At 59.6% G+C, this 23,776-nt stretch carries 22 protein-coding genes, 1 tRNA gene and 1 pseudogene; 10 read left to right on the forward strand and 14 right to left on the reverse strand.

Going from position 1 to position 23,776, the window contains the following annotated elements; translation table 11 throughout:
* Window positions 1-27 precede the first annotated feature (27 nt).
* Entirely contained in the window at window positions 28-1,473 is a 1,446-nt protein-coding gene (pyk, locus tag ACN0VH_RS09835; RefSeq protein WP_278922860.1) for a pyruvate kinase, read from the reverse strand.
* Between the two features lie 241 nt (window positions 1,474-1,714).
* On the opposite strand from pyk, the gene ACN0VH_RS09840 reads away from it, so the two are divergent.
* Entirely contained in the window at window positions 1,715-1,966 is a 252-nt protein-coding gene (locus ACN0VH_RS09840; protein ID WP_278922859.1) for a DUF6868 family protein, read from the forward strand.
* A gap of 96 nt (window positions 1,967-2,062) precedes the next feature.
* On the forward strand, window positions 2,063-2,377 hold the full coding sequence (locus ACN0VH_RS09845; protein ID WP_278922858.1) for a DUF1244 domain-containing protein: 315 nt from the start codon (window positions 2,063-2,065) through the stop codon (window positions 2,375-2,377).
* Window positions 2,378-2,772: 395 nt separating this feature from the next.
* On the opposite strand, the gene ACN0VH_RS09850 is transcribed toward ACN0VH_RS09845, so the two are convergent.
* The 3 genes from ACN0VH_RS09850 to dgcN form a co-directional block, all read right to left on the reverse strand.
* Window positions 2,773-3,636 carry a D-amino-acid transaminase gene (locus ACN0VH_RS09850; protein ID WP_278922857.1) on the reverse strand — a complete coding sequence of 288 codons (864 nt, stop codon included), beginning with the start codon at window positions 3,634-3,636 and terminating at the stop codon, window positions 2,773-2,775.
* A 74-nt stretch (window positions 3,637-3,710) separates the two neighbouring features.
* Window positions 3,711-4,676: an N-acetyl-D-Glu racemase DgcA gene (dgcA, locus tag ACN0VH_RS09855; protein ID WP_278922856.1), complete on the reverse strand. Its 966-nt coding sequence runs from the start codon at window positions 4,674-4,676 to the stop codon at window positions 3,711-3,713.
* A gap of 81 nt (window positions 4,677-4,757) precedes the next feature.
* On the reverse strand, window positions 4,758-5,759 hold the full coding sequence (gene dgcN / locus ACN0VH_RS09860) for an N-acetyltransferase DgcN (RefSeq protein ID WP_278922855.1): 1,002 nt from the start codon (window positions 5,757-5,759) through the stop codon (window positions 4,758-4,760).
* Window positions 5,760-6,062: 303 nt separating this feature from the next.
* Between dgcN and ACN0VH_RS09865 the strand changes: the two genes are divergently transcribed.
* Both ACN0VH_RS09865 and ACN0VH_RS09870 read left to right on the forward strand, forming a co-directional pair.
* On the forward strand, window positions 6,063-7,022 hold the full coding sequence (locus ACN0VH_RS09865) for an L-malyl-CoA/beta-methylmalyl-CoA lyase (protein WP_278922854.1): 960 nt from the start codon (window positions 6,063-6,065) through the stop codon (window positions 7,020-7,022).
* A 93-nt stretch (window positions 7,023-7,115) separates the two neighbouring features.
* On the forward strand, window positions 7,116-7,730 hold the full coding sequence (locus ACN0VH_RS09870) for a hypothetical protein (protein ID WP_417700520.1): 615 nt from the start codon (window positions 7,116-7,118) through the stop codon (window positions 7,728-7,730).
* On the opposite strand, the gene ACN0VH_RS09875 is transcribed toward ACN0VH_RS09870, so the two are convergent.
* A complete protein-coding gene (locus tag ACN0VH_RS09875; protein WP_232402919.1) occupies window positions 7,727-8,179 on the reverse strand; it encodes an Lrp/AsnC family transcriptional regulator in 453 nt (150 codons plus the stop codon). The genes ACN0VH_RS09870 and ACN0VH_RS09875 overlap by 4 nt on opposite strands.
* A 72-nt stretch (window positions 8,180-8,251) precedes the next feature.
* Between ACN0VH_RS09875 and ACN0VH_RS09880 the strand changes: the two genes are divergently transcribed.
* Window positions 8,252-8,848, forward strand: a complete 597-nt coding sequence (locus tag ACN0VH_RS09880; RefSeq protein ID WP_278922852.1) for a LysE family translocator — start codon at window positions 8,252-8,254, stop codon at window positions 8,846-8,848.
* Between the two features lie 17 nt (window positions 8,849-8,865).
* Here ACN0VH_RS09880 and ACN0VH_RS09885 read toward each other — a convergent pair.
* Window positions 8,866-9,387 (reverse strand): annotated as a pseudogene (locus ACN0VH_RS09885) (AraC family transcriptional regulator).
* 170 nt (window positions 9,388-9,557) lie between these two features.
* Between ACN0VH_RS09885 and ACN0VH_RS09890 the strand changes: the two are divergent.
* Window positions 9,558-10,520 carry an acetyl-CoA carboxylase carboxyltransferase subunit alpha gene (locus tag ACN0VH_RS09890; protein WP_278922851.1) on the forward strand — a complete coding sequence of 321 codons (963 nt, stop codon included), beginning with the start codon at window positions 9,558-9,560 and terminating at the stop codon, window positions 10,518-10,520.
* A 59-nt stretch (window positions 10,521-10,579) separates the two neighbouring features.
* Here the strand turns inward: ACN0VH_RS09890 and ACN0VH_RS09895 are convergent, their stop codons facing one another.
* The 3 genes from ACN0VH_RS09895 to ACN0VH_RS09905 all read right to left on the reverse strand — a co-directional run bounded on the left by ACN0VH_RS09895 (window position 10,580) and on the right by ACN0VH_RS09905 (window position 12,528).
* The gene (locus ACN0VH_RS09895) at window positions 10,580-11,035 is read right to left on the reverse strand and encodes a GNAT family N-acetyltransferase (protein WP_369011407.1); all 456 of its coding nucleotides are present in this window, start codon (window positions 11,033-11,035) and stop codon (window positions 10,580-10,582) included.
* A 37-nt stretch (window positions 11,036-11,072) separates the two neighbouring features.
* A complete protein-coding gene (locus ACN0VH_RS09900; protein ID WP_278922850.1) occupies window positions 11,073-11,738 on the reverse strand; it encodes a GntR family transcriptional regulator in 666 nt (221 codons plus the stop codon).
* A gap of 100 nt (window positions 11,739-11,838) precedes the next feature.
* Window positions 11,839-12,528 carry a M48 family metallopeptidase gene (locus tag ACN0VH_RS09905; RefSeq protein WP_417700521.1) on the reverse strand — a complete coding sequence of 230 codons (690 nt, stop codon included), beginning with the start codon at window positions 12,526-12,528 and terminating at the stop codon, window positions 11,839-11,841.
* A 100-nt stretch (window positions 12,529-12,628) separates the two neighbouring features.
* Here ACN0VH_RS09905 and ACN0VH_RS09910 point away from each other — a divergent pair, with 100 nt between their 5' ends.
* The 3 genes from ACN0VH_RS09910 (at window position 12,629) to ACN0VH_RS09920 (ending at window position 13,512) form a co-directional block, all read left to right on the forward strand.
* Complete coding sequence (locus tag ACN0VH_RS09910) at window positions 12,629-12,961, forward strand: TIGR02300 family protein (RefSeq protein WP_278922848.1); 333 nt, start codon at window positions 12,629-12,631, stop codon at window positions 12,959-12,961.
* A gap of 189 nt (window positions 12,962-13,150) precedes the next feature.
* Window positions 13,151-13,226, forward strand: a tRNA-Ala gene (locus ACN0VH_RS09915).
* Between the two features lie 169 nt (window positions 13,227-13,395).
* Entirely contained in the window at window positions 13,396-13,512 is a 117-nt protein-coding gene (locus tag ACN0VH_RS09920; RefSeq protein WP_278922847.1) for an AAA family ATPase, read from the forward strand.
* Window positions 13,513-13,648: 136 nt separating this feature from the next.
* Here the strand turns inward: ACN0VH_RS09920 and ACN0VH_RS09925 are convergent, their stop codons facing one another.
* On the reverse strand, window positions 13,649-17,482 hold the full coding sequence (locus ACN0VH_RS09925) for an Ig-like domain-containing protein (RefSeq protein ID WP_417700522.1): 3,834 nt from the start codon (window positions 17,480-17,482) through the stop codon (window positions 13,649-13,651).
* A 542-nt stretch (window positions 17,483-18,024) separates the two neighbouring features.
* Between ACN0VH_RS09925 and ACN0VH_RS09930 the strand changes: the two genes are divergently transcribed.
* On the forward strand, window positions 18,025-18,909 hold the full coding sequence (locus ACN0VH_RS09930) for a helix-turn-helix domain-containing protein (protein WP_417700523.1): 885 nt from the start codon (window positions 18,025-18,027) through the stop codon (window positions 18,907-18,909).
* Between the two features lie 491 nt (window positions 18,910-19,400).
* On the opposite strand, the gene argE is transcribed toward ACN0VH_RS09930, so the two are convergent.
* The 4 genes from argE to ACN0VH_RS09950 form a co-directional block, all read right to left on the reverse strand.
* Window positions 19,401-20,612, reverse strand: coding sequence for an acetylornithine deacetylase (gene argE / locus ACN0VH_RS09935; protein WP_417700524.1), 1,212 nt, complete (start codon window positions 20,610-20,612; stop codon window positions 19,401-19,403).
* Window positions 20,609-22,099 (reverse strand): tripartite tricarboxylate transporter permease, encoded by a 1,491-nt coding sequence (locus ACN0VH_RS09940; protein ID WP_278922843.1) that lies wholly within the window; start codon window positions 22,097-22,099, stop codon window positions 20,609-20,611. The genes argE and ACN0VH_RS09940 overlap by 4 nt, the downstream gene beginning before the upstream one ends.
* 12 nt (window positions 22,100-22,111) lie before the next feature.
* Window positions 22,112-22,606 carry a tripartite tricarboxylate transporter TctB family protein gene (locus ACN0VH_RS09945; RefSeq protein ID WP_278922842.1) on the reverse strand — a complete coding sequence of 165 codons (495 nt, stop codon included), beginning with the start codon at window positions 22,604-22,606 and terminating at the stop codon, window positions 22,112-22,114.
* Window positions 22,607-22,706: 100 nt separating this feature from the next.
* Window positions 22,707-23,678, reverse strand: coding sequence for a Bug family tripartite tricarboxylate transporter substrate binding protein (locus ACN0VH_RS09950; RefSeq protein WP_278922841.1), 972 nt, complete (start codon window positions 23,676-23,678; stop codon window positions 22,707-22,709).
* Window positions 23,679-23,776: the final 98 nt, after the last annotated feature.

Below are 23,776 nucleotides of genomic sequence, written 5' to 3' on the forward strand. Positions count from 1 at the left end.
GAAACACCAAACCCCGAAAGGTGAAGCCTACTCTGGGTCTGTGCTGTAAATCAAACGTTCATCACAGGGCGCAACCCGCAGGATATTGGTGGTGCCGGGCACGTTGAAGGGCACACCCGCAGTCACCACGATCTGATCGGTCTCATTGGCGAAACCGCCTGCCCGTGCAGCCCGCGCCGCGCCGACAACCGCGCCTTTGAAACGCGACTGATCCGGGGTCAGCACACAGTAGCAGCCCCAGCTCAGCGCCAGGCGTCGTGCGGTGCGCGCCAAAGGCGTCAATGCAATGATCGGGACACCTGGACGTTCACGCGCCGTCAGCAGGGCAGTGGTGCCGCTTTGGGTATAGCAGCAGATCGCCTTGATTTCGGTTTTCTCGGCGATCTCGCGCGCCGCCGCAACGATGGCATCGGCAACGGTATCGCCCTTGGCCGAGCGAGACGCGGAAATGATCTGGCTATAGGTTGGGTCGGCCTCGACCTCGACGGCCACCCGGTCCATGGTCTGCACCGCCTCGATCGGATAGCTGCCCGCCGCGCTCTCCGCGCTCAGCATGATGGCATCCGCGCCCTCATAGATTGCGGTGGCCACATCAGACACTTCAGCGCGGGTGGGCATCGGGCTTTCAATCATGCTCTCCAGCATCTGCGTCGCCACGATCACCGGCTTGGCTGCCGCACGGCATTTGCGCACCAGGCGTTTCTGGATTGGCGGCACCGCAGCCACAGGCAGTTCAACCCCAAGATCGCCGCGCGCCACCATGATCCCGTCCGAAGCATCAAGGATTTCGCTAAAGCGTTCTATCGCTGAGGGTTTTTCGATTTTGGACAGCACCGCAGCGCGGCCATCTGCCAGGCCCTTGGCCTCGAACACATCCTTGGCGCGCTGCACAAATGACAGCGCCAGCCAGTCAACGCCCAGGTTGCAGGCAAATTCCAGATCGTCCCGGTCTTTTTCCGACAGCGCCGCCAGCGGCAGCTCTACATCCGGGACATTCACGCCCTTGCGGTTGGAAATGGTGCCGCCGATGATTACTTCGCAATCGGCAAAATCAGTGCCACAAGACAGCACTTTCAGCCGGATCTTACCATCATTGACCAAGAGATGCGCGCCGGGTTCCAGCGCGGCAAAAATTTCAGGATGCGGCAGGCAGACCCGTGTCAGGTCGCCCTCGGCTTCATCCAGGTCCATGCGGAAAACAGCCCCTGGCACCAACTCCTCCGAGCCATTGGCAAAGACACCCACCCGCAGTTTCGGCCCCTGCAAATCAGCCAGGATCCCGATAGAGCGGCCCAGATCCTGTTCAACCTGTCGAATGATCGCGTGTTTTTCTGCAATCTCGGGCTGGGTGCCATGGGACATGTTCAGCCGGAACACATCGGCGCCCGCCTCGAACAGGGCCCGAATGGTATCATAGGTTTCCGATGCGGGACCCAGAGTGGCGACAATCTTTACGTTGCGCGAGCGTTTCATCAGGCTTCTCCTCAAGGGGTTTTGATGATCACTGTCAAAATAGTCTGGCAACACAGACAAAATGTTACCGCAAACAGCTTTTGTGGGGCTTATCGCCCAATTCCCATTCTGCTGCAACTGCCGTGATGGTATTCGCAACAACAGGTAACAGATCCACGACACCCGCCCCGCCTTGTATCTACAGGCAGTTTCCCCCAGACTGAACGGAGCAAGAGCACCAATTTTTGCAAAGGAGCACGTCATGACTGGAACAGCGCTCACAGAAATTCTGACCACCTTCTTTGGTTGGACAACGGTTTTGCACCTTGGTTTTCTGACGGTCACCACCTTGATCCTGATGGTTTTCCGTGATCCGCTGGCAGCCCTGCACGCCAGCCTGCTGGGGCTGAATGAAGCTGAGGTCAAGCGAGGCTACTTTTCCTATCTGGCCAATTACAAGATCCTTATCTTTGTCACATCGCTGATGCCCTATCTGGCGCTTAAACTTATGTAGCCCGCCAGGCACGCTTCCCAGGCACGCTTCGTTGTGCCGACAGATCGGGGTTGCTAGAATGGGGGCAGACGCATGCACAGAGTTGAGGACCCCACCATGGACCCGCAGACAGAGATCGAACTTCAGGCCGCCGCTTTTCGTCGCCTGCAAAGGCACCTGATGAAAGACCGCACCGATGTGCAGAACATCGACATGATGAACCTGACCGGGTTTTGTCGCAATTGCCTAAGCCGCTGGTATCAGGAAGCCGCCAATGAACGCGGCATAGAGATGAGCAAGACAGAAGCCCGCGAGGCCTACTACGGCATGACCATGGACGAGTGGAAAGCCAACTACCAGACTGATGCCAGCCCTGAAAAACAGGCAAAGTTCGAGGTCGCCTTCAAGGAAAACGTGACCGATAAGGGGTAGCCTGACAGAAGGCTCGCGTTTCGGGTGGCCATGCTTGAACAAGCCCTTAAATCGCGCGAACATCCGCTACATATTTATCAAGGATAACGAGATGCGCATTTTTCTGGCCGCCTGTGCCGCCTTCTGTTTTTCGGCCAGCTCCGGCCTTAGTCAAAGCCCCTCTTCATACACAGCGATAGTGACGCTCGGCGAGGGGACCATTCTGGAACACGGCGGAGGCTGCCGCAAATCATCACCGCCGGGGCAGTGTTGTCACAAACAAACCAGCACAGGCCGCGTGCACTGTCACTAAAGCGTCCCGCCTTTGACCTGCACCAGATGGCGACATGACTAAAGGCCAGACTCCGTCGGAGCCTGGCCTTTTATTGGTCTTATTGGTTTTCCCAAAGGGAAATTCAGATCGCCGCGTTCAGGCTCTCTTCCAGATAGATTTCCCGCAAGCGCTTGGCGATTGGGCCTGGGGTGCCATCGCCCAGCGCGACGCCGTCGATTTCGATCACCGGCATCACAAAGGCGCTGGCCGATGTGGTGAAGGCCTCGTCGGCCTCTTTGGCCTCATCAATGGTAAAGAGACGCTCTTCCACCACCATCTGGGCCTCAGCTGCCATGCGCAACACCGCCTTGCGGGTGATACCATGCAGGATGTCGTTGCTCAGCGGGCGGGTGACGATCTTGCCATCCTTGACGAAATAGGCGTTGTTCGAGGTGCCTTCGGTGACATAACCATCTTCGATCAGCCAGGCATCATCGGCGCCCGCCTTCTTGGCCATCATCTTGCCCATCGAAGGGTAGAGCAGCTGCACGGTCTTGATGTCGCGACGCCCCCAGCGGATATCTTCGATAGAGATGATCTTGGCGCCCTTCTTGGCGGCAGGGTTGTCGGCCAGGCCGGGTTTGTTCTGGGTGAACAAAACGATTGTCGGCTTGGTGGTTTCGGGATCGGGAAAGACAAAGTCACGATCCCCGTCCGACCCACGGGTAACCTGCAAATAGACCAGACCTTCGACGATCTCGTTGCGGGCGACTAGCTCGCGGTGGATCTCCAGCAGTTCTTCCTTGGTGCAGGGTGCCTGCATGTCGAGCTCATCCAGCGACCGCGCCAGACGCACCGCGTGGCCGTCAAAATCAATCAGCTTGCCATTCAGCACGCTGGTCACTTCGTAGACGCCATCGGCCATCAGAAAGCCACGGTCGAAGATCGAAATCTTGGCTTCGGTTTCGGGCAGGTATTCGCCGTTTACATAAACAGTGCGGGTCATGTCATTTTCCTTGTCTCTGCGGGCCTTGCCCGTCCTCACCAAAGAGGATCCACCGGATCGCCTATATGGTCGTTCTATCCCCAAAGCGCGGTCTGCGGTGGGTGTACACCCTCGGCGTCAAATTTCAATGGGACCTCGCGGTCTTCGGCCAGTAGCAGCGGCCCGTCAAGATCTGTCACCAAAACCCCCTGCGCCAGCAAGGTCGCAGGGGCCATCGCCAATGACGATCCCACCATGCAGCCCACCATGACATCATAGCCCAGTGCCAGGGCCTCTTGGCGCAGCTTCAAAGCTTCGGTCAGCCCACCGGTCTTGTCCAGCTTGATGTTGACCACATCATATTTGCCTTTCAGCTTGGGCAGGCTGGCACGGTCATGGCAGCTCTCATCGGCGCAGACAGGCACCGGGCGGTCCAGACCGATCAGCGCGTCATCTTCACCAGCTGGCAGCGGCTGTTCCACCAGTTCCACACCAAGGCGCACCAGATGCGGGGCCAACGCGGCATAGACTTCGGCCGACCAACCTTCATTGGCATCGATAATAATCTTGGCCTCTGGCGCACCGGCGCGCACGGCCTCTAGCCGGGGCATGTCGTCCGGGGTGCCCAGCTTGATCTTCAACAGCGGGCGATGTGCGTTTTCAGCCGCCTGTTTGCGCATCTCGTCCGGGCTGGCCAGCGACAGGGTATAGGCGGTAATTTCCGGGCCGGGCGCGGGCAGACCGGCCAGTTCCCAGACGGGTTTTCCTGCCTGCTTGGCCTCCAGGTCCCAAAGGGCGCAATCCACCGCGTTACGGGCTGCCCCGGCGGGCAGCAGGTCTTGCAGTTCGGCGCGGGTGAAATCGGCGGGCAGGCCCTCGATCTCGGCGGTGACGCTTTCCAGCGTTTCATCATAGCGGGCATAGGGCACGCATTCGCCCCAGCCAGTGACGCCATCCTGTTCAACCCTAACCGTCAGCACCTTGGCCTCGGTGCGCGACCCACGAGAGATGGTAAAGACCTGCGCCAATTTAAAAACATCGGGCGTCACAGAGATATGCATGTCGCATCCTTTCAAAGGGTAGGCAGAGCCAAACAGCAGGCAGAAAAAGGGCGCCTGTTCCCAGACGCCCCCGTGTAAAGATCAGATCGCGGCGAGCGCGTCTACCAAACGCCCAGCGCCGTGGCGATAGGGGTCAACCGCCGGGATGCCCATACGTGCTTCGACTTCGGAAAGATATGCCACCGCGTCTTCTTCGGTCAGATGCTGGGTGTTGACAGAAATACCAACAACCTTGCAATCGGCATTGGCCCGCAGCGCCAGAGGCAGGGCCACATCGCGCAGCTCTTCCAGGCTCGGCACCGAGTAATCCGGCAGGCCGCGCATGTGCGCGCGGGTTGGCTCATGGCACAGGATCAGCGCATCAGCCTGACCGCCATGCACCAGCGCCATGGTGACCCCCGAATAGGAGATGTGGAACAAAGAGCCCTGCCCTTCGATCAGATCCCAGTGATCGTCGTCATTGTCGGGTGTCAGATATTCTACTGATCCCGCCATGAAATCGGCAACCACCGCATCCAGCGGCACGCCGTGACCGGTGATCAGGATGCCGGTCTGGCCAGTGGCGCGGAAGGTCGACTTCATGCCGCGTTCCTGCATTTCGGCGTCCATCGCCAGGGCGGTGTACATCTTGCCAACAGAACAATCGGTGCCAACCGCAAGACAGCGTTTGCCCCGGCGCTTGACGCCATTGGCAATCGGATAGCCAACGGTGGGCACACGCACATCGTGAAGGGTACCGCCATAGGTCTGCGCTGCAGCGACAAGATCGCCTTCATCGCGCAGCAAGTTGTGCAGGCCAGATGCCAGATCATAGCCCATTTCCAGCGCCTGGATCAGCACTTCTTTCCAGGCCGCAGAAATCAGCCCACCCCGGTTGGCAACGCCAATCACCAGAGTCTTGGCGCCGGCCGCCTTGGCCTCGGCAAGGGTCATCTCGGTCAGGCCAAGATCCGCGCCACAGCCGGGCAGACGGATCTGGCCCACCGCATGGTCAGGGCGCCAGTCACGGATGCCAATCGCAACCTTGGCAGCCAGCATGTCGGGCGCATCGCCCAGGAACAACAGATATGGTGTCTCGATCATCTCGGGCCCTCCAAAGGATTTCTAGTTCTGGGCGATTCTAGTTGAAGGGCAAAGCGATGCGGTCCCGTTTTTGCTTTTGCAGCGTAGTAGTTTTGGGAGAATACAGCACAATCGATGTAAATAATCGAAGAATATTCGATCATTATTCAAAATACCGCCGATCCCTGCGCCCCACTGCCGATTATTGCGCACATGCCGCACAGAAAATGCTGCGCCTGCAAAGTAAGGGTTGCAAGGCCGCGCGCAATTTCTTACCACTTTGCGGGATCAAATCGTAATTTCCTTACCCAAAGGATTGCCTCTATGAGCTTTCGCATTCAGCCCAGCCCAGTCGCCCGCCCAAACCGCTGCCAGTTGTTTGGCCCCGGCTCCAACACCAAACTGTTCCCCAAAATGGCGGCCTCGGCGGCGGATGTCATCAACCTGGACCTGGAAGATTCGGTTGCCCCTTCCGACAAGGATATTGCCCGCGCCAATATCATCGAGGCCCTGAACACCATTGACTGGGGCAATAAATGCATGTCGGTGCGGATCAATGGACTGGATACGCCCTACTGGTATCGCGATGTGGTTGACCTGCTGGAACAGGCCGGTGATCGGCTGGACCAGATCATGATCCCCAAGGTGGGCTGTGCCGAAGATGTCTATGCGGTGGATGCGCTGGTCACTGCGGTTGAACGCGCCAAGGGCCGTAGCAAACCGGTTTCTTTTGAAGTCATCATCGAATCGGCTGCGGGCATCGCCCATGTGGAAGAGATCGCCGCCGCCTCGCCCCGGATGCAGGCCATGTCGCTGGGCGCGGCCGATTTTGCCGCCTCGATGGGAATGCAGACCACTGGGATCGGTGGCACCCAGGAAAACTATTACATGCTGCACGGCGGCGAAAAACACTGGTCCGACCCTTGGCACTGGGCCCAGGCCGCCATTGTCGCCGCCTGTCGCACCCACGGGGTGCTGCCGGTGGATGGTCCCTTTGGCGATTTCTCAGATGATGAGGGCTATATCGCACAAGCAAAACGTTCGGCCACGCTGGGTATGGTGGGAAAATGGGCTATCCACCCCAAGCAGATCAGCCTTGCCAATGAGGTCTTCACCCCCTCTGAAACCGCCGTCGCAGAGGCCCGCGAAATTCTGGCCGCGATGGAACAGGCAAAGGCCAATGGCGAAGGTGCAACCGTCTACAAGGGCCGCCTGGTCGATATCGCCTCGATCAAACAGGCCGAAGTCATCGTGGCCCAGTCAGAGCTGATCGCCAATAGCTAAAGCCTTTGACGCAAAGCACTCTACCCGCAAAGATCAAAGGGCGCCTCTTGGGTGCCCTTTTTTTTGCAATCACGCGCGCCTGAAGGTGATGTCATGCCCGATTTGACCCTGTTTCATACCGCCGAAGTCCATGTGGCGAGCTTTGATGCACTAGCCCCGCAGGCACTGCTGGCGCATGTGGTGCGTCCAGACTGGCTCACACGGGCGCAGACCGGCATGACGGCAGAGCTGCGGCAGGAAATCTCTGCCGCCATTGAGGCAACACCGGGGCCTGTGCTGTGCAGTTGCACCACCATCGGCGCAGTGGCCGAAATGGCCGGTGCCACCCGCATTGACTGGCCGATGATGCAGCGCGCCGCAGAGATCGGCGGGCCGGTGATGATGGTCTATTGCCTGGACAGCACCCGCGCCCCTTCGACTGCCCTGTTAGAGCGCGCCTTTGCAGAGCGGGGCAGAGCCGCCGAGATCCGCCCCCTGCCGCTTCCCGACCTCTGGCCCCATTTTATCGAGGGCGACACCCCGCTGTTCCACGCAAAAATCGCAACCCAGGTCGAAACAAGCCTAGCCCTGGCGCCTGACACCTCTTGCGTGGTGCTTGCACAGGCTTCCATGGCGGGGGCAAAGGACCTGCTGCAGCACTGCACCGCCCTGCCCGTTCTTGCGTCCCCGGCGATTGCGATTGCAACACTGCTGCCCCTCCGCAGCTAGGCCCGTAGATCCTTGGGAGAGCCCATCACCACATAGGTAGTGATAGCAGTCACAAAGGGAGAGGTGCCCAGAATATCAGTGTGAAACCGTTTGTAGCTGGGCAGATCAGCGCATTCGATCCGCAACAGGTACTCGATGGTGCCGGTGATATTGTGGCATTCCACCACCTCCGGGGCCTCTTGCATGGCGCGTTCAAAGGCCGTCTGCGCCTCTTTGGTGTGTTCGCCCAGGCCAACCCCAATATAGGTAACAAACCCCGCGCCCATGGCATCGCGGTCCAACACGGCACGGTAACCGGTAATCACCCCAGCCTGTTCCAGATCCTGCACCCGGCGCAGACAGGCCGAGGGCGACAGCCCAACGCGATCAGCCAATTCAAGATTGCTGATGCGGCCATCGCGGGTGAGCTCACGCAATATATGTTGGTTTATCTGATCATTCTTTGCCATTGATTGCAAAAATACGCAGAACACACACGAAAACGCAATTTCATTTGGGGCAATACGCAGCAAATTCACTCAATGACATATGAACTCTTTCTGGCGCTTGCGCTTTTTGCCTTTGTGTCCTCGATCACGCCGGGACCGAACAATCTGATGCTGATGGCCTCGGGGGCCAACTTTGGCTTTCGCCGCACCATCCCGCATATGCTTGGGGTGGCGCTTGGCTTTGTCTTCATGGTGGTTCTGGTGGGCGCAGGGCTGGTGCAGATCTTTGATGCGATACCGCTGACCTATACCCTGCTCAAGATCTGTTCAGTGGTCTACCTGCTGTACCTGGCGTGGAAAATTGCCAATGCCGGCCCCGCGCAGGCCAGCGGTGCGACCGGAACGCCGATGACATTTCTACAGGCAGCGGCCTTTCAATGGGTCAACCCAAAGGCCTGGGCCATGGCGCTGACCGCGATCACGGCCTACACCCCCGACCAAACCCTATGGGCGATCTTTCTGGTCGGTGCGGTCTTTGGCGCGATCAACCTGCCTTCGGTGGGATCCTGGACCATCCTGGGCCAGCAGATGGCACGTTTCCTGACCAATCCGCGCCGCCTGACACAGTTCAACTGGTTGATGGCCGGGCTGCTCGTGGCCTCGCTCTATCCGGTGATCTGGCCGCAATAACTGCGGCCAGCCCTCTCCTACTTCAACGGCAGGCAGATCTCGGTCAGCAGCTCTTCCGGGGCGACCTCACGCGAATTGTTAAGATAGATCTCGCAACAGGGGGCCTCTGCCGGTTCTTCACCTGCTTCCGGCAACCAATTGCCAAACAGGCTATGATAGGCTGCCGAAATCCCGGCATAGGGTCCCTTGTAGGTCAGCACCGCAACCCTGCCGCAGCTATGGTCGCATCCTCCAGACCGTCTGGCGTTGGGCCGCCTTGAAGTTCGCCGCCAGCAAAGCTGCGCAACTGCGCCTCTGGCGTTGCATCGGGGTTGTCGTAATTAATCGCCACCGAGGCACCGATCTGTGCCAGCCTGGTCTCGCCGGTGACAGCATGAAACACTCGGTGCCAATGGAATCGCGACATCGCCGCCATATCAGACAACTGATCTAGGACAGGTCTCCAGCCGGTTATCATGGATATAGTCGAGGACGCGCAGAATGCGCTTTTCGTAGGCAGAGACCCTGACCTTGGGGTTCCCTTTGTGGTGTCCGAACAGATTTGGCACGGTTGCAATCTACCAATCTTGCGGAACCGATGCCCGCATCACATTCTTTTGCCGCCCACAGTCTATACCCCGGCAGGGCACAAATTGACGGCGCAGTCGGGCAACAGTTGCATCTGGGCGCGCAGAGGGCCATATACGGCAAAACGCGAGAGCGAGGCGATATGACACAGTATCTGGAATTTGAAAAACCGCTGGCCGAAATCGAAGGCAAAGCAGAAGAACTTCGCGCCCTGGCACGGGCCAATGAAGAGATGGATATGGCCGATGAGGCCGCAGCGCTGGACGTCAAAGCCGAGCAGCTGCTGAAGGATCTTTATAAAGAGCTGACCCCCTGGCGCAAATGCCAGGTAGCGCGTCATCCGGAACGGCCCCATTGCCGCGACTATATCGACGCGCTCTTTACAGAATACACACCGCTGGCCGGCGACCGGAACTTTGCCGATGACCTCGCGGTCATGGGCGGATTGGCCCGGTTCAATGATCAGCCCGTGATGGTGATCGGCCATGAAAAGGGATCCAACACCAAGGCGCGCATCCTGCACAACTTTGGCATGGCCCGCCCCGAAGGCTATCGCAAGGCCGTGCGGCTGATGGAAATGGCCGGCCGCTTTGGCCTGCCCGTGGTCACACTGGTGGATACCACCGGGGCCTATCCCGGCAAGGGTGCCGAAGAACGCGGCCAATCCGAGGCCATTGCCCGTTCAACCGAGATGAGCCTGAAAATCGGCGTGCCGGTGGTTTCAGTTATCATCGGCGAAGGCGGGTCCGGCGGCGCTGTGGCCTTTGCCACCGCCAACCGTGTCGCGATGCTGGAACATGCGGTCTATTCGGTGATTTCGCCAGAAGGCTGCGCCTCTATTCTGTGGAAAGACGCCGAAAAGATGCGCGAAGCCGCCGAAGCCCTGCGTCTCACCGCGCAAAACCTGCATGAACTCGCGGTGATCAACCGGATCATCCCCGAACCCCTGGGCGGTGCACATCGCGACGCCAAGACCACGATGGCTTCGGTTGGGCTTGCCATTCAGGACATGCTCGACGAGTTGAAGGACCTGGATGGCGCAGAGCTGATCAAGGACCGTCGTCAAAAGTTCCTCGACATCGGCTCCAAAGGGCTGGCAGCCTAAGGCTATCCCAACCAACAAAAAAGTCGGCGAATGCGTCGGCTTTTTCAGGGCTGGCTTGCTCACACGGTTCTCTTGGCGGTTCCCAGATTTTTGCGCATCGAAACGCGATTGCCTTTGCGTTCGTATTCTTGCCAGCCAAGGTATTGGTACAACCGCACGTTCTCAGGCATATCAACATGTGTGCTGAGACGCATTTCGCTAACCCCCTGCCGCTTGGCCTCGTTTTCCGCGTATTCCATCAGCGCACGACCCAAGCCCTTGCCCGCGTGATCGGGGTGAACCGCGATGTTGGCTAGCTTCAAGACCCCCTCATGGGCAGAGAGAAACAAGCCCGCAATCACTTGACCGCTTTCGGTCGCGACCCAGACTTGGCTCTGCTCAATTTCCTCTGAAATCCCAGAGGAGACGGGTGGCAGGTCGGAAATACGGCTGGCATATTTAGCATAGGCTGCATCAATGCAGGCGGTCAGAGCCTCTGCATCTGCAGCATTTGCCTTTCGTATTTCTCTAGGCATCTGTTCCAAATCTCTTTCCACGTTCACTTGTTTGGGCCTAGACCACCAGCAGCCGCAGGCCCTGTGTCACGTCGGATCGCACCGCCAGACGCAGGCCCGGTTCGTCACCAGCCTTGAGGGCGGCAATGATCAGCCGGTGGTTCTGCGGCGGATCGGTGCGCCGCAGCCGCCCATAGAGCGCCCGCATGGTAGGCCCAAGCTGCAGCCAGACCGTTTCTGCCATGGCCAGCATAGCCGGCGCCTGCGCCCGCAGATAAAGCGTGCGGTGAAATTCAAGATTGGTGCGAATATAGCCAACCGCGTCCCGTTTAGAGACCTTCTCGGCGATGGTCATATTGATGGCTTGCAGCCGATCAATCAGCGCCATATGCGCCCGTGGCAGGGCACGGCTGGACAGCTCGACCTCGATCAACGCCCGCAGGGCCGCCAGTTCTTCGATCCGCTCATTGCTCAGCTCAGGCGTGGCAACTCGCCCCGAGGAGGACAGCGACAGCGCCCCCTCGGCCACCAGACGGCGCAGGGATTCGCGCGCCGGGGTCATCGAAACCCCATATTCGCGGCCAATACCGCGCAGGGTCAGCGCCTCGCCCGGGGCAATGTCACCATACATGATCCGCGCCCGCAGCGCCCGGTAAACCCTATCATGGGCCGAAGCACTGGTATCGGTGGCGGGCGCTGCAATGGGTTTGACTGGTATCGACATGGTGCATGTCTGTGATCACAAACATAGCGCAGGTCAAGCGCCGAATGCATGCCGCGCCATTTGCTGCAACCAGCCAGCCCAGATTTCGGCCGAGGCCCGCCTAAACAGGCTCAAACCGGTAGCGATGCAGCCCGCCCCCCTCTTGGCGCAGCCAGCGGCGCGGTGCCGTGCTGTCGCCATAGAGCCGCGCCACCACGGCCCAGAAATCAGCCGAATGGTTCATCTCGACCAGATGCGCCACCTCATGGGCGGCGACATAAGACAGCACCTCACGCGGGGCCAGAATCAGACGCCAGGAATACATCAGCGTCCCGGCAGAGGAACAAGACCCCCAGCGCGAGCGGGTGTCGCGCAGGCTCAGCTTGGCATAATCGCGCCCGACCTGCGCCGCATAGTGATCGGAACGCTCTGCCAGCCGATCCCGGGCCAGTTCTTTCAGGTAGCGTTGCAGTGACTTTGCCGGGTTGCTACCGCCAATGGCAACTGTGTCCTCGGCCAGTTTCACCCCGCGCGCCGACCCGGGCACGATGCGACGCGGCACTCCTTCAACGGGAAGTATACTGCCAAAACCAACCGCAACCGGCACTGGATGGCGCGCCAGATGATCGCGGATCCAGGCCTCTTTTTCAGCGGCGAAGTCCAGGGCTTCGCGCGCCGCCAGCCGCTTGGGCAGCGTCAGCGTCACCCGCCCGTCCAGCGCCGATATGCGCAGGCTGATCCGTTTCGCCCGCGCCGAGCGCCGCAGAATCAGCGGGACCGGTGGATCTCCGGGCAGGTGATATGCGCTCATGGCGGTGTCCCTTTATGGCAAAGGCTTTGACAGTGCCTACCTCATATGGCAAGGCAACTGAATCGTCGATACGACTCACCAGTAAATCAAGGGGACCCACATGCCCAACGAAGAATGGGGCGTAAAGCGCGTCTGCCCAACCACCGGCAAGCGGTTTTATGACCTGAACAAAAATCCGATCGTCAGCCCCTACACGGGCGAAGTTGTTGAACTCAGCACTGGCAAAAGCCGGATGATCGAAGCCGACGCAGCGGATGCCGCCAGCAACAAAGCCAAAGAAAACGACGCCGATGACAGCGATGTTCTGGACGATGACGACACAGACGTCGATCTGGATCTGGGCGATGACGTTCTGGACGACGACGACGACGACGATGATACCGTGCCGCTCGAAGAGATCGCCGATGTCGCGTCTGAAGACGACGATACCTAAGGCCAGCCCAGGCTGCGCAACCTCTCCCAAGCAGCCCACCGGCTGCCTGGGGATCAGGCAAGAAGCCTTGGCAAAAAAACTCGTGACGATGGTGCATTTTCCTCTTGCGGCCCGCTCCATCGTCCCTTAAATCACCCTCACACCGCAAGACGGACAGGCCTACGGCCCAGACATCTAGCGGAGTGATTTGGGGCCTTAGCTCAGCTGGGAGAGCGCCTGCATGGCATGCAGGAGGTCAGGAGTTCGATCCTCCTAGGCTCCACCAAATCACCCTTTGAAAATCCCACGACAGTATAGAGTTTGGTCATAGGCTTTTCAGCTAACGCGTGGGCGCGTAATGTTTTCCACTGGAAAATCAATGCAACTGCGTTTCACGCCAATGGCGTAAAAACCGCCGTGCAGCCCTCTCCCGCGATAAAACTCGAGGATCGCCCATGAGCGACCACGTCTTCGTCGTGACGGGTGGTCCGGGTGCGGGCAGGACCAGACTCATTGAAGAACTCGCCCACCATGGCCTGCACACAATCCCCGAAACCGGCCGTAGGACCTGATCGCCTACGGTGCGGCACAGGCCATCTCCGCCCCCCCCTTATCGTCGACCGCGGCATTCCCGACATCCTGGGCGAACTGATGCTTTGCTCCACTCCCATGGCCGCCCCACATCGCCGAGGCGGCCAAGGCAAACCGTTAGAATGCAAAGGAATAGGTTCCCTCCACACCGTAGCTGGCGTAGCCACGGGCGCCGATGCCGTCGCCGAACGCGTTGAATTGGAACCGGCCACCACCGGGCAACACACCGCCGTAGCCCAGTTCCAACCGCAGGCGTCCACCTTCATAGGCGGGCTCGCGCAGGGCGGCAGCACCGGATCCTGAGGTTGCCGACCAAATCCCCGAAAGACCGCCCGTCAGAACCCGCTGGCCGGTCTCGCGCGTCAGTTGCAGTTCGAAATCCGCGCCCAGCTCCAGATTGGTCAACTGAAACCCCTGAGCCGGGATCGTGTTGCCGAGGCTGTCGGTATAGGCATGCTGATCATCGCGGGCATGACTGGCCGTCAGGAAGGGAAAGACGCTCCATCCGCCGCTGATGACCTCTCCGGTGATACCGAGTTGGGCGAGCCAGCGTTCGGTTTTGAACTGATCGCGATACGTGCCAAGCGGTGCGATATCGTTGTTGGATTGCCCATAAAGAATACGCGCGCTGAAAATCACCGGCTGATCGGGCAAGCGATACACCGCATATGGTCCGACCAGCCAGCCATAGCCGTCGACCTCGGCGGGGCCTTCGGTGGTTTCGGCATAGTCCAGTTGCAGCATCGCCCCCAGCAGCAGATTTGGCTTTACCTCGATATGCCGCCCAATGGTCGCAAGCGCGTAGCCACTGTCTTGACCATCGCTCTCGCTGACGGCAGCGCGGAAGGTGCCCCATGCTCCGCCTTGCGGGGCGATTGCCATATCCATGTTGAACCGACCACGGGTGACGGCAGCATTCATCTGGTTGCCTGTGCTGCGCCCAAGCAAGAAATCAGCCACGCGCGGCTGGTTGCTGATCAGATTGTTGGTCCGGGCCTGCATGAAGCCTGCAATCAACTGGCTGGTTTGTTCCACAATCCGGTTCACCGCCGTCATCTCGTTTGACGCCGCATTGGGAATGCCGTTGCTGTCCTGTGCCACACCCGCCGGGAGGGAAACCGCAAGATCCCCCTGACCACTGGCCCGCAGTTGTGCCTGATAGGTCGCACCGTTGCCGCTGAGCGACTGTACCTCTCCGCCAGAGATCACCAGATCACTGGCCGTCAGCCCGGTGACCGCACGCGAGAACTGAATGTTGATCTGATGCTGCCCCGGACCGCTGAAGCTATTGGGAAGCCCTGCGAGGGTTACGCTTACATCCGTACGCAGGATGATCCTGACCTGATCACTATGGGTTTCGGTGCCATCATCTACGGTAAGGGTGAAATCCAGCTCCTGATCTGGATCTCCGGGGGAAATGCCGGGGGTGGTAAAGCTGGGTTGTGCCGCAGCCGGGTCGCTCAGGCTGATGCCCGCAGGGGGCGTCCAGCGGTAGCTCAGGCTGTCGCCATCGGGATCGGTCGACCCTGATCCATCCAAAGTGACGAGCACACCACCACCAGCAACCTGGTCCGACCCGGCGTCCGCTAAGGGGGCCTCATTGGTGAAACCTGTGGCCGAGAGTGTGGCAACCGCATTGGTGTTTCCTCTGCTGTCCTGCGCGACGCCTGCGGGCAGGGTGATCGAAACCGGACCACGCGCCACCGGGGTAACATCAAACTGATAAGAACTGGGTGAGCTCGCCGAAAAGGCACTGAGGGTGAGGTTCTGAAGCTGTAGATCCGCCTCATCAAAGCCGGTCACATCGCGGCTGAAACTTACAGTTATCGTCTCGGTCCCACGAATGTCGGACGGCAGCCCCGAAAGCGTGGCGGCAACCTGCGCCATTACCGTCACGCCAACGGTGTCTTGATGCGTCTCTGTGCCATCATCGACCGTCAGCGTGATCGACAGCACCTTATCCGGATCACCGGGCGACAGGGTCGGCGCGGCAAAGCTGGGCTGTGCCATCGTCGCGTCGCTCAGCGTAACCCCTGCGGGCGCGCTCCAGTGATAGGTGAGCGCATCGCCATTGGGGTCGGCACTCGCGCTGCCGTCCAATGTGACGTCTGCGCCGCTTTGCACCACCTGATCTGGCCCTGCGTTGGCCACCGGCGTGGTGTTATAGACTGTGCTCACGGGGGCTGCGGCGACAGAGAAAACACCGGGCACCCCTGCGACTGCCACATGTTGTGCGGCATCCGCAGGGATAGAAATTGTGATGGAGGCACTGCCGTCCGGGGTAATCCGGGCGGTATAATTCGCACCGCTCCCCGCAAGGGACGAGAGCGTACCACCGCTGATCTGAATGTCCGACCCGGTGAACCCTTCGACGGTTTTGGAAAACGTGATGGTTGCATCGAACGCACCACCAACCGATGTGGGCATACCAGTAATCTCCGGTCGTGGCTCGTCCACATCCGCATAACCAAGATCTATCCGGGTCTCGGCGCTGAGGTTTCCGGCGACATCCCTGAACATCCCGGCAGGGAAGGTCACATGGACCGGGCCGTCACGTTGCGGGACAATCGTATAGCGCATTTTGTTGTCAGGAAGAATGCTCCTGCCCATGCGCACAACTGTATCGGGAAACGTGGCTGAGTATCCGAGTACAAATATCGTGCCAGATGGGTATTCGACAACAGAACGATAGCCAACATAAGGGGTGGTACTGGCGCCCGCATCCACCAGCGTGATGGTGGGCGCAGTGGTGTCCACAACACCAGAGAGCGTGTTGGAGGCCGTGTTTGCTACGCTGCGATAGTTGGACACCACACCTGCTGGCAGGGTCAGCGATATGGCGCCGTCCCCATCCGGCGTCGCGGTCAGCGTATAGCTCTGCGTCTGGTCATAGGCAGGCGTCGGCGACCCTGCAGACAGGTTCGAGAGCGTCAGATTGGTTGCGTCAAAATCCGACAATTTCAGCGCATCCGAAGTATCCACGCCCGCATTGAATTCCACCGTCACGGTCTGCGCGCCTACCACATTGCCACTAAACCCTGACAGCGTTGGCGTCATGGTGGCAGGAACATCCACCACTTCGATGGTCATGCTCTTGGTGTCGCAGGTCGTGTAGACGCAGGTTTCCAGCGTTGCGGAAAAAGTACCGAAGGTCATGTAAGTGTGAATCGGGTTCTGTGACGTGCTTGAATCGCCGTCGCCAAAGTCCCAGTTCCAAGTCTTCAACGCCGGTGGAGTAGATGAGGATTGGTCTGTGAAGAAAACGGTATGCGGCACCGAAATTCCAAATCCAGGGTTAGCAGTGAAATCCGCTGTAACGCTGACCGTTTCCGCTGTGCCGCTCAGCGTGTTGGAAACAGGATTGGGCAGGGATACACTGTCGGTGACGCTATGTGCAGGCACCTGGACCGTCACGGTACCCGGTCCATCGGGTGCAACCGTGAACGTATAGGTGGCACCCGACCCGGCGAAGCTGGAAATGGTGGCATTTGTCACCTGGATGTCCGACGCGCCAAAGCCGTCGACTGTCTCGCTAAAGGTGGCGGTGACGATCTGTGGATTGATAAAAGTGCCGCTTAGCCCCGAAAGGGTGACGGTCGGAACCGGATCAAGCAAGGTTTCTTCTGAGACCAGCTGGGTGCCTGTGGCCCCCGTCAGCCCGTGCCTACCGCGGTAGAGGCCATCCCCGGGCCTGACGAACTCGAACTCGAACCCAAACCAATCCTCGGCTGCATAAGACGCGGCGGGCGTACTCTGCACGAGATTTCTGACGGATGTAAAACTGCAATAGTCTTCCAAGATCGTTTCTGTGATGGCAGGGCGACTGATCATACTGCCATCATAATAACTGTACATGTAGCCACCAGCGTCGCGCCCCGCAGCACGAACTTGAGCCCCCGTGCCGCTGCTCTGCATTTCGATGCGGCAAGTGCCGAAACCTTCGTTTCTCATGCTGCCTCCATTCCATCTGTCCAATGCCAGCGCAGGTTCGCCGCCTACGGCGAAAAGCGCTAAGAGCATCGCGGCCCCCATCACCGATCTGCCACAGAGCATTTCAGCTCCCCTCAGCCCCGCCGCTGCGTTTCCCCCCAATGTCACCATGCTCCGCCTCCCATCCGGTTCCCCTGCCTTGCGTCTCCAGCGCAAAAGCACGCCAAAACATGCCGCTGCCGGTGAGAGCGCGATCAGGAGGAATCCAGTTATTGTCTGTCTTAAGGGCCGCCCGTCTTAGACATGCGCGGCATCAGGCAAATCATATCCAATTCGCACGGGTCGTGTAGGGAACGTGTTTGTCGAGATAGCGGCTTTTTTTGTCGAATCTCAGCCTGCAATACTGAAAGGTGCCCCGCCTCTTGCACGGGAGGCGTCGTTCACCTAGCCTATGCTTGCCCGTTGTTTCTGATAGCCTTTATCTCTGAATGTCTCTTGATTCATCTTCTTCTGACGCCTCTCAACCGGTTGAGCTCTGCTTGTCGGGGGTGGAGACCGTAGCGGTGAAGACCCCAGCGGTGGATATCGAGGTCCAGCGGGCAAAGGCCGCCCCGGATACCGGCATCGCCTGGACCAAGACGCGGTTTCGCTCCAACGGCCCGGACACGGTAGAAGTCGTCAGCAACCGGCCTGCAGATTTTGTTTTTACGCAGGTGCCTTTGGGAGGCAGCTTTGCCGCCGAGTTGACCTGTGGTGCCCTTTATCAAAGCGAAACGGTCGGTCTGATCCGTCCCCGTGAATCCGGCGCTTTGTTTCGGCTGAACCGGCGTGAAGCCGATATCTTTGGGGTAAACGCGCCGCTGGAAATGGTCGAGAGATGGTTTGCGGGTAAGGTCCCCAAGGCAGTTCAGAGGCTTCTGGACGGGATGGGTGGACCGTCTTTTCTTACCAAAGCGCCGCTGCCCAGCTACCTCAGGATATCGCTTGAGCAGGCACTGCACAGCCGTTTGCCACTTCGCACTCAGTTGATCGAGGCAGCCGCCCTGCAGATCCTCTGTTATCAACTAGAGACCCTGTCCACCGACAGGCCCCCCGGCGTTGCACCACGTGAGGTGCAGGCTGCGCATGAGGCCCACGTCATGCTACAGGCCGAAGCGATGGCACCGCCCGGATTGGGCGAACTGGCGGCCCGACTTGGGCTGGCGGCCAACCGATTGGCGCTGGCCTACCGCGAAGTGTTCGGCTGCACCGTGGCGCAGGATACCGAACAGGCCAGATTGCGCTCCGCATGTGATGCGATACTCGATGGAACCCCCATCAAATTGGTCGCCAGCCAGCTCGGCTATGCAAGTGTCAGCAGTTTCACCTACGCATTTCGCAAGAAGATGGGCATGCCGCCGCGCAAGTGGCGCAACGCGCAGGCGCGTGCAGTGAAACGGATCGAATAGCCCCAGGTGAGTGTTTCACATGGAACGCGAACCCTGCATGCCCTTTTCGAAGTGGCCAATATCCAATTTTCCTTGCCGCCCCCCCCGTTCAACACGACCCCGCATGAGCGCATGCCGCTTGACCAACGCCGTGCAGGTAGATCACGAGATCAGCTTTGGTGAAGGGATGTGCGCTCTGTAAAGATTGAACGCAATGTTGATCCTGTCACCGTCAGGGTCAACGGAATCCTAGGGGACGGAGATATCGCCACAGATAGCGGCCCGACCGCACCCTTGAATTTTGCATTCGGTTTCTTCGCCATAGACATCACTTACGCGGGGGCACCGTTGCCCATCACCAGCCTGTCGGCACGTCGTAGGTTCCAGAGGTCTCGGTCGCGCATTGCGCACAGATGTAGACGCCGTCGCCTTCCTCGACCCGGACACCAAGCAGCGAGTCGGATTTGTCAGGGGCAGGTCGTGTGGTGGCGCCCTGCCCTTGGCACTTCAGATCAGGTGCGCCCTGCGCCAGCCTGTTGCGACAGGTGCGATATGAGGCTGCCCAGAAAGTCGACGCAAAGGCCCAACTGCTCGAGCGAGACAAACTCGTTCGGCCTGTGCGCCTGCGCGATCGAACCTGGCCCGATGATGACTGAGGGAATGCCGCCCAGTTGCTCGAACACGCCGCCTTCGGATCCGTAGGAAACCTTGCCGCCCCAGGCCGGCAACAGAGATGCGTAGCGGGTAAACCCAGCGGTGTTGCGCGCCTCACCCATCGCGGGATAGGCAAAAATGCGTTCAAAGGTGATGCCGGTGCCTTCAACCTTCGCGGCCATGGCCGCACTCACCTCTGTCTCGATCTGGGCCAGTAGCGCGGCCATGTCAGCCTCGGGGTCCATCTCGGGGATCGCGCGCAGCTCGAAGGTGAAACCGCAGCTTTCAGGGGTAACATTGGTGGCGACGCCCCCTTTGATCATGGTTGCCAGCATGGTCGCATGTGGCACCGTAAAATCCGCATCAAATGGCCCTTCCTGCTCGTAGCGGCGGCCGCGTTCAGAGATACGCGCGATGGCCTGGGCAGCGTATTCGATGGCGTTCACGTGCTCTGGTGCAAATGAGGAATGCCCCGAGGTGCCGTTGACCTGTGCCCGCATGGCAATCTTGCCCTTCTGGCCGGTCACCAGCTGCATCATCGAAGGCTCACCAATGATCGCGAACTCTGGCGGGGTGGGCAGTGCCGCCAGATACCGCGCAATCGCAGGCGCCCCCAGGCAGCCCACCTCTTCGTCATAGGAAAAGCACAGGTAAACGGGCCGCGTCAGCTTTGCAGCAGCCAAATCGGGGGCAACTGCCATGGCGCAGGCCGCAAAGCCCTTCATGTCGCAGGCCCCCCGTCCATAGAGCTTACCGTCCCGCAGCTCTGCGACGAAGGGATCGCTTTGCCACTCTGGCTCAACTGCGGGCACCACATCGGTATGACCGGACCAGACCAGGCCAGCCACATCTTCGGGACCGAAGGCCGCGACGAGGTTGGCCTTGGCACCGGTTTCGTCGGGCAGGATGGTGATGCGTGCGCCTAGATCCCCGAAATAGGCCGCCATATGGTCGATCAGGGCCCGGTTGCCATTGCACGACACCGTATCAAAGGCGATCAGATCGCAAAGATGTTGACCTGCGCGTTTCAGCCGGTCCTCGGCGCAGAGGGTCTCGCTCTGGTGTGTCATTGTGCAACTTGTCTTTCTGTCTTGGTTTTCCGGATTTCACGGCGCAGCGTAAAGCCAAGCGCAAACACGATGAGTGCAGCAAAGATCCAGGTAATCGGGGTGGAGAGCAGGACCGATGGATCCCCGCGTGAAATCGCCATCGCACGGCGCAGGTTTTCTTCCAGCATCGGGCCAAGGATAAAGGCGATCAGGAATGGCGCGGCCGGGATGTTCAGCAGGAACATGCCAAAGCCGACCACGCCCATGACCAGCAGTACCGCCACATCAAAGGTGCTTGAGGCAATCGAATAGATCCCAAAGATGCACAACAGCAGCACCAGCGGTGTCAGCAGCGTCTGCGGGATATACGAAACCTTGGCAAACATACGCATGGTTGCCTTGCCTGCAAAGAACAGCAGAACAGAGGATATCAACATGCCGATCAGCAGCATATAGACCTCGTGCATGTTGGTCTGGAACAGCAGCGGGCCGGGCGTCAGGCCCTGAATCATAAAGGCTCCCAGCATGACGCCAGTGATCACGTCACCCGGCACCCCAAGCGCCAGCAATGGGATCATTGTTGCGCCACAGGCACCGTTGTTGGCCGATTCCGACGCCGCGATGCCCTCCAGCTCTCCCTTGCCAAAATTGCTGCCGCGCTTGGAGCTGCGCTGCGCCTCGCCATAGGAAAAGAACGCCGCCGATGATGGGCCAATACCGGGGATTGCCCCCAGAACAGAGCCGATCACAGAGCCTTTGAGAATGCTGCGCAACGAGCCCATGAACTCTTCTCGCGTCACATGCTGTGCGCCAAGTGTCGCGGCCTTTTCCTTCTTGGCCACCCGCATCACCACCAGCTTTATCAACTCAGGCAGCGCAAACAGGCCAATCAGCACTGGCGCAATCGACAGCCCCGCCTGCATGTCAGGGGTAAAGGCGAAACGGAACGAGCCGTACATGTCTTCGCCCACCGTCGCCAACAGCAGCCCAAGGGCCGCGGACACCAGGCCAAGCAGTAGTGAATTGCCGGACACGCCAGCCACGGTGGTCAGCGCAAACAACATCAGCATAAAGAACTCAGGCGGACCGATCCGCAGCGCCAGGATGGCAAGCGGCGCGGCAAAGAAGATCAGCGAAAGATTGGAGATAAAATCACCAATCACCGAAGAATACAGCGCCATGTTCAGCGCCTTGCCCGCCTTGCCCTGTTGAGCCAGCGGATAGCCGTCAAGCGCGGTACAGGCAGCCGAGGCAGTGCCCGGTGTCTTGATCAGGATGGCCGAGACCGACCCCCCATAGGTCGAGCCCTTGTACAGGGCGACCAACAGGAGAATCGATGGCACCGGATCCATGTAGAAGGTGAAGGGCAGTGCCAAGGTCACCGCCATAGTTCCGGTCATGCCGGGAATGGCGCCAACAATGACCCCACCCCAGATACCTGCGATCATGATCAGCAGGTTCTGAAGCGTGGCAACCGATTGCAGCGCCGATAGAATTTCGTTGAGCATGGATATCTCCTATCAGAAGCCAAAGGGCTTGGTCAGCGCGCCCTTGGGAAACTGGGTGCCGAGCGAGTAGGTGAAGAAAAGAAGCAGCAGCCCTGGCCCGACAAAAGACAGCAAAAAGATCCACAGCTTGTGGTCGCGCTCTCCGGTCATCAGCACCACAACCAGCGTCAAGGCCATGGTCGAGAGCAAAAAGCCAAGGTACGGTATCAGCAGCAGGAACAGGCCGAAAACGCCCACCAACCCAGCGAACCGCAACCCCATGCGCCATGGGCTGCTGCCATCGGTTTCGACGGGCTCTTCCTGTGCTGCGGGCCGGGTCAGCGCCAGGCACAACGCCAGCAGGCCAAGTGCAATCCCGATCAGTGAAACAGCGCGTGGCCACATGTCCGGCGGCGGCGCAAAACCGGGAATGAACGCGGGACGGGGCACAAATGTAGGGACCAGGGCGAAGGCGGTAAGCGCGAAGAAAGCAGCAATTACCAGCCCCCGCAGGACGGGCTTGGACATGGCGGGACTCCTGGGGGAAAAAGGTCCTCGTATGAGGAGAGCGGCGCGGCCCGATCCGGGCCACGCCAGTAGGTCGTCAAGCGGCCGGTGCGGCGCGCCCTTAGTTGGGCAGGTAACCGAAGTCCTTCGCCAGACCGTGGAACAGTTCATACTGCTGCTTGGCAAACTCGGTCATGTCGACGTCACCGATTGTCGAGATAGACCCACGACGGCGCGCGAGTTCCAGCCACTGTTCATTGGTGGCCACGTCAGACAGGACGGTGTTCCATTTGGCGACAACCGCTTCGGGCAGGTCCTTGGGACCGTAAAGCGCGCTCCAGCCAGCGATCTGGCCAGCGGTTTCATACCCCAGTTCTTGCGCGGTGGCGACTTCGGGCAGGCTCTCCATACGCTTGGGCGCAAAGACCATCAGCGCCTTGAGATCTCCGCTTTCGATATGCGGCATCAGCGATCCTGCGGACATGGCAACAAAATCCACGTGACCGCCCAGCAGCGCCGTGGCCAACGCACCGCCACCTTTGTAGGGCACCAGGGTCGCGGCTGTCAGGGGGTCAAGATCGTTGTCGGCCAGCAGAGCCTGGGTGGTGAAACCGTCAATCGCAGTGGCGCCCGACGCGGCATAAGTCATGCTTCCCTTGTCGCCTTCGATAGCGGCAATCAGCGCCTCGACAGAATCATATGGGGCATCGCTGCGCACGGCGAGAATCATTGGCGTGGCTTCCAGCATGCCAAGGAAGGTATAGGAATCCCACGGAACGGCAGAGCCCGGCATCACGGCGGGTGACAGCGCCATGCCAACGCGGGCCAACAGCAGCGTGTAGCCATCAGCATCAGCAGCCGCAACCGAGCGGGCGCCGTTCATGCCACCAGCACCGGGCCGGTTCATCACAGTCAGAGGCTGGCCCAATGCGGGCTGCGCGGTCTCTGCCAGGGCGCGCCCGGCAAGATCAGAGGCACCGCCGGGGCCATAGGGAACAACCAGCGTCACCGCCTGTTCCGGATAGGTTTGAGCCGCAAGCGGGCCGGTCATGGCGATCATAGCAAGAGCAATCGATCCGAGTAGTTTTTTCATGTTCACCTCACGTCTGGTCCGGAAAATCCGGAGCTGTTGGATTGGCGACACCATCCACAGTATGCGATTGTTGACAATGGCATGCCGTGAGTTGCATA

Source organism: Pseudophaeobacter sp. (assembly GCF_048267565.1).
Taxonomy (GTDB): domain Bacteria; phylum Pseudomonadota; class Alphaproteobacteria; order Rhodobacterales; family Rhodobacteraceae; genus Pseudophaeobacter; species Pseudophaeobacter profundi.

Excerpts from the sequence above, each read along its gene's own strand:
- ACN0VH_RS09945 (WP_278922842.1), bottom strand. The coding sequence starts at position 22,606 with ATGTCCAAGCCCGTCCTGCGGGGGCTGGTAATTGCTGCTTTCTTCGCG.
- ACN0VH_RS09840 (WP_278922859.1), top strand. The coding sequence starts at position 1,715 with ATGACTGGAACAGCGCTCACAGAAATTCTGACCACCTTCTTTGGTTGG.
- pyk (WP_278922860.1), bottom strand. The coding sequence starts at position 1,473 with ATGAAACGCTCGCGCAACGTAAAGATTGTCGCCACTCTGGGTCCCGCA.
- dgcN (WP_278922855.1), bottom strand. The coding sequence starts at position 5,759 with ATGATCGAGACACCATATCTGTTGTTCCTGGGCGATGCGCCCGACATG.
- ACN0VH_RS09895 (WP_369011407.1), bottom strand. The coding sequence starts at position 11,035 with ATGCCTAGAGAAATACGAAAGGCAAATGCTGCAGATGCAGAGGCTCTG.
- ACN0VH_RS09890 (WP_278922851.1), top strand. The coding sequence starts at position 9,558 with ATGACACAGTATCTGGAATTTGAAAAACCGCTGGCCGAAATCGAAGGC.
- dgcA (WP_278922856.1), bottom strand. The coding sequence starts at position 4,676 with ATGCATATCTCTGTGACGCCCGATGTTTTTAAATTGGCGCAGGTCTTT.
- ACN0VH_RS09900 (WP_278922850.1), bottom strand. The coding sequence starts at position 11,738 with ATGTCGATACCAGTCAAACCCATTGCAGCGCCCGCCACCGATACCAGT.
- ACN0VH_RS09905 (WP_417700521.1), bottom strand. The coding sequence starts at position 12,528 with ATGAGCGCATATCACCTGCCCGGAGATCCACCGGTCCCGCTGATTCTG.
- ACN0VH_RS09925 (WP_417700522.1), bottom strand. The coding sequence starts at position 17,482 with ATGAGAAACGAAGGTTTCGGCACTTGCCGCATCGAAATGCAGAGCAGC.
- ACN0VH_RS09880 (WP_278922852.1), top strand. The coding sequence starts at position 8,252 with ATGACATATGAACTCTTTCTGGCGCTTGCGCTTTTTGCCTTTGTGTCC.
- ACN0VH_RS09940 (WP_278922843.1), bottom strand. The coding sequence starts at position 22,099 with ATGCTCAACGAAATTCTATCGGCGCTGCAATCGGTTGCCACGCTTCAG.
- ACN0VH_RS09850 (WP_278922857.1), bottom strand. The coding sequence starts at position 3,636 with ATGACCCGCACTGTTTATGTAAACGGCGAATACCTGCCCGAAACCGAA.
- ACN0VH_RS09920 (WP_278922847.1), top strand. The coding sequence starts at position 13,396 with ATGAGCGACCACGTCTTCGTCGTGACGGGTGGTCCGGGTGCGGGCAGG.
- ACN0VH_RS09950 (WP_278922841.1), bottom strand. The coding sequence starts at position 23,678 with ATGAAAAAACTACTCGGATCGATTGCTCTTGCTATGATCGCCATGACC.
- argE (WP_417700524.1), bottom strand. The coding sequence starts at position 20,612 with ATGACACACCAGAGCGAGACCCTCTGCGCCGAGGACCGGCTGAAACGC.
- ACN0VH_RS09875 (WP_232402919.1), bottom strand. The coding sequence starts at position 8,179 with ATGGCAAAGAATGATCAGATAAACCAACATATATTGCGTGAGCTCACC.
- ACN0VH_RS09845 (WP_278922858.1), top strand. The coding sequence starts at position 2,063 with ATGGACCCGCAGACAGAGATCGAACTTCAGGCCGCCGCTTTTCGTCGC.
- ACN0VH_RS09870 (WP_417700520.1), top strand. The coding sequence starts at position 7,116 with ATGCCCGATTTGACCCTGTTTCATACCGCCGAAGTCCATGTGGCGAGC.
- ACN0VH_RS09910 (WP_278922848.1), top strand. The coding sequence starts at position 12,629 with ATGCCCAACGAAGAATGGGGCGTAAAGCGCGTCTGCCCAACCACCGGC.
- ACN0VH_RS09865 (WP_278922854.1), top strand. The coding sequence starts at position 6,063 with ATGAGCTTTCGCATTCAGCCCAGCCCAGTCGCCCGCCCAAACCGCTGC.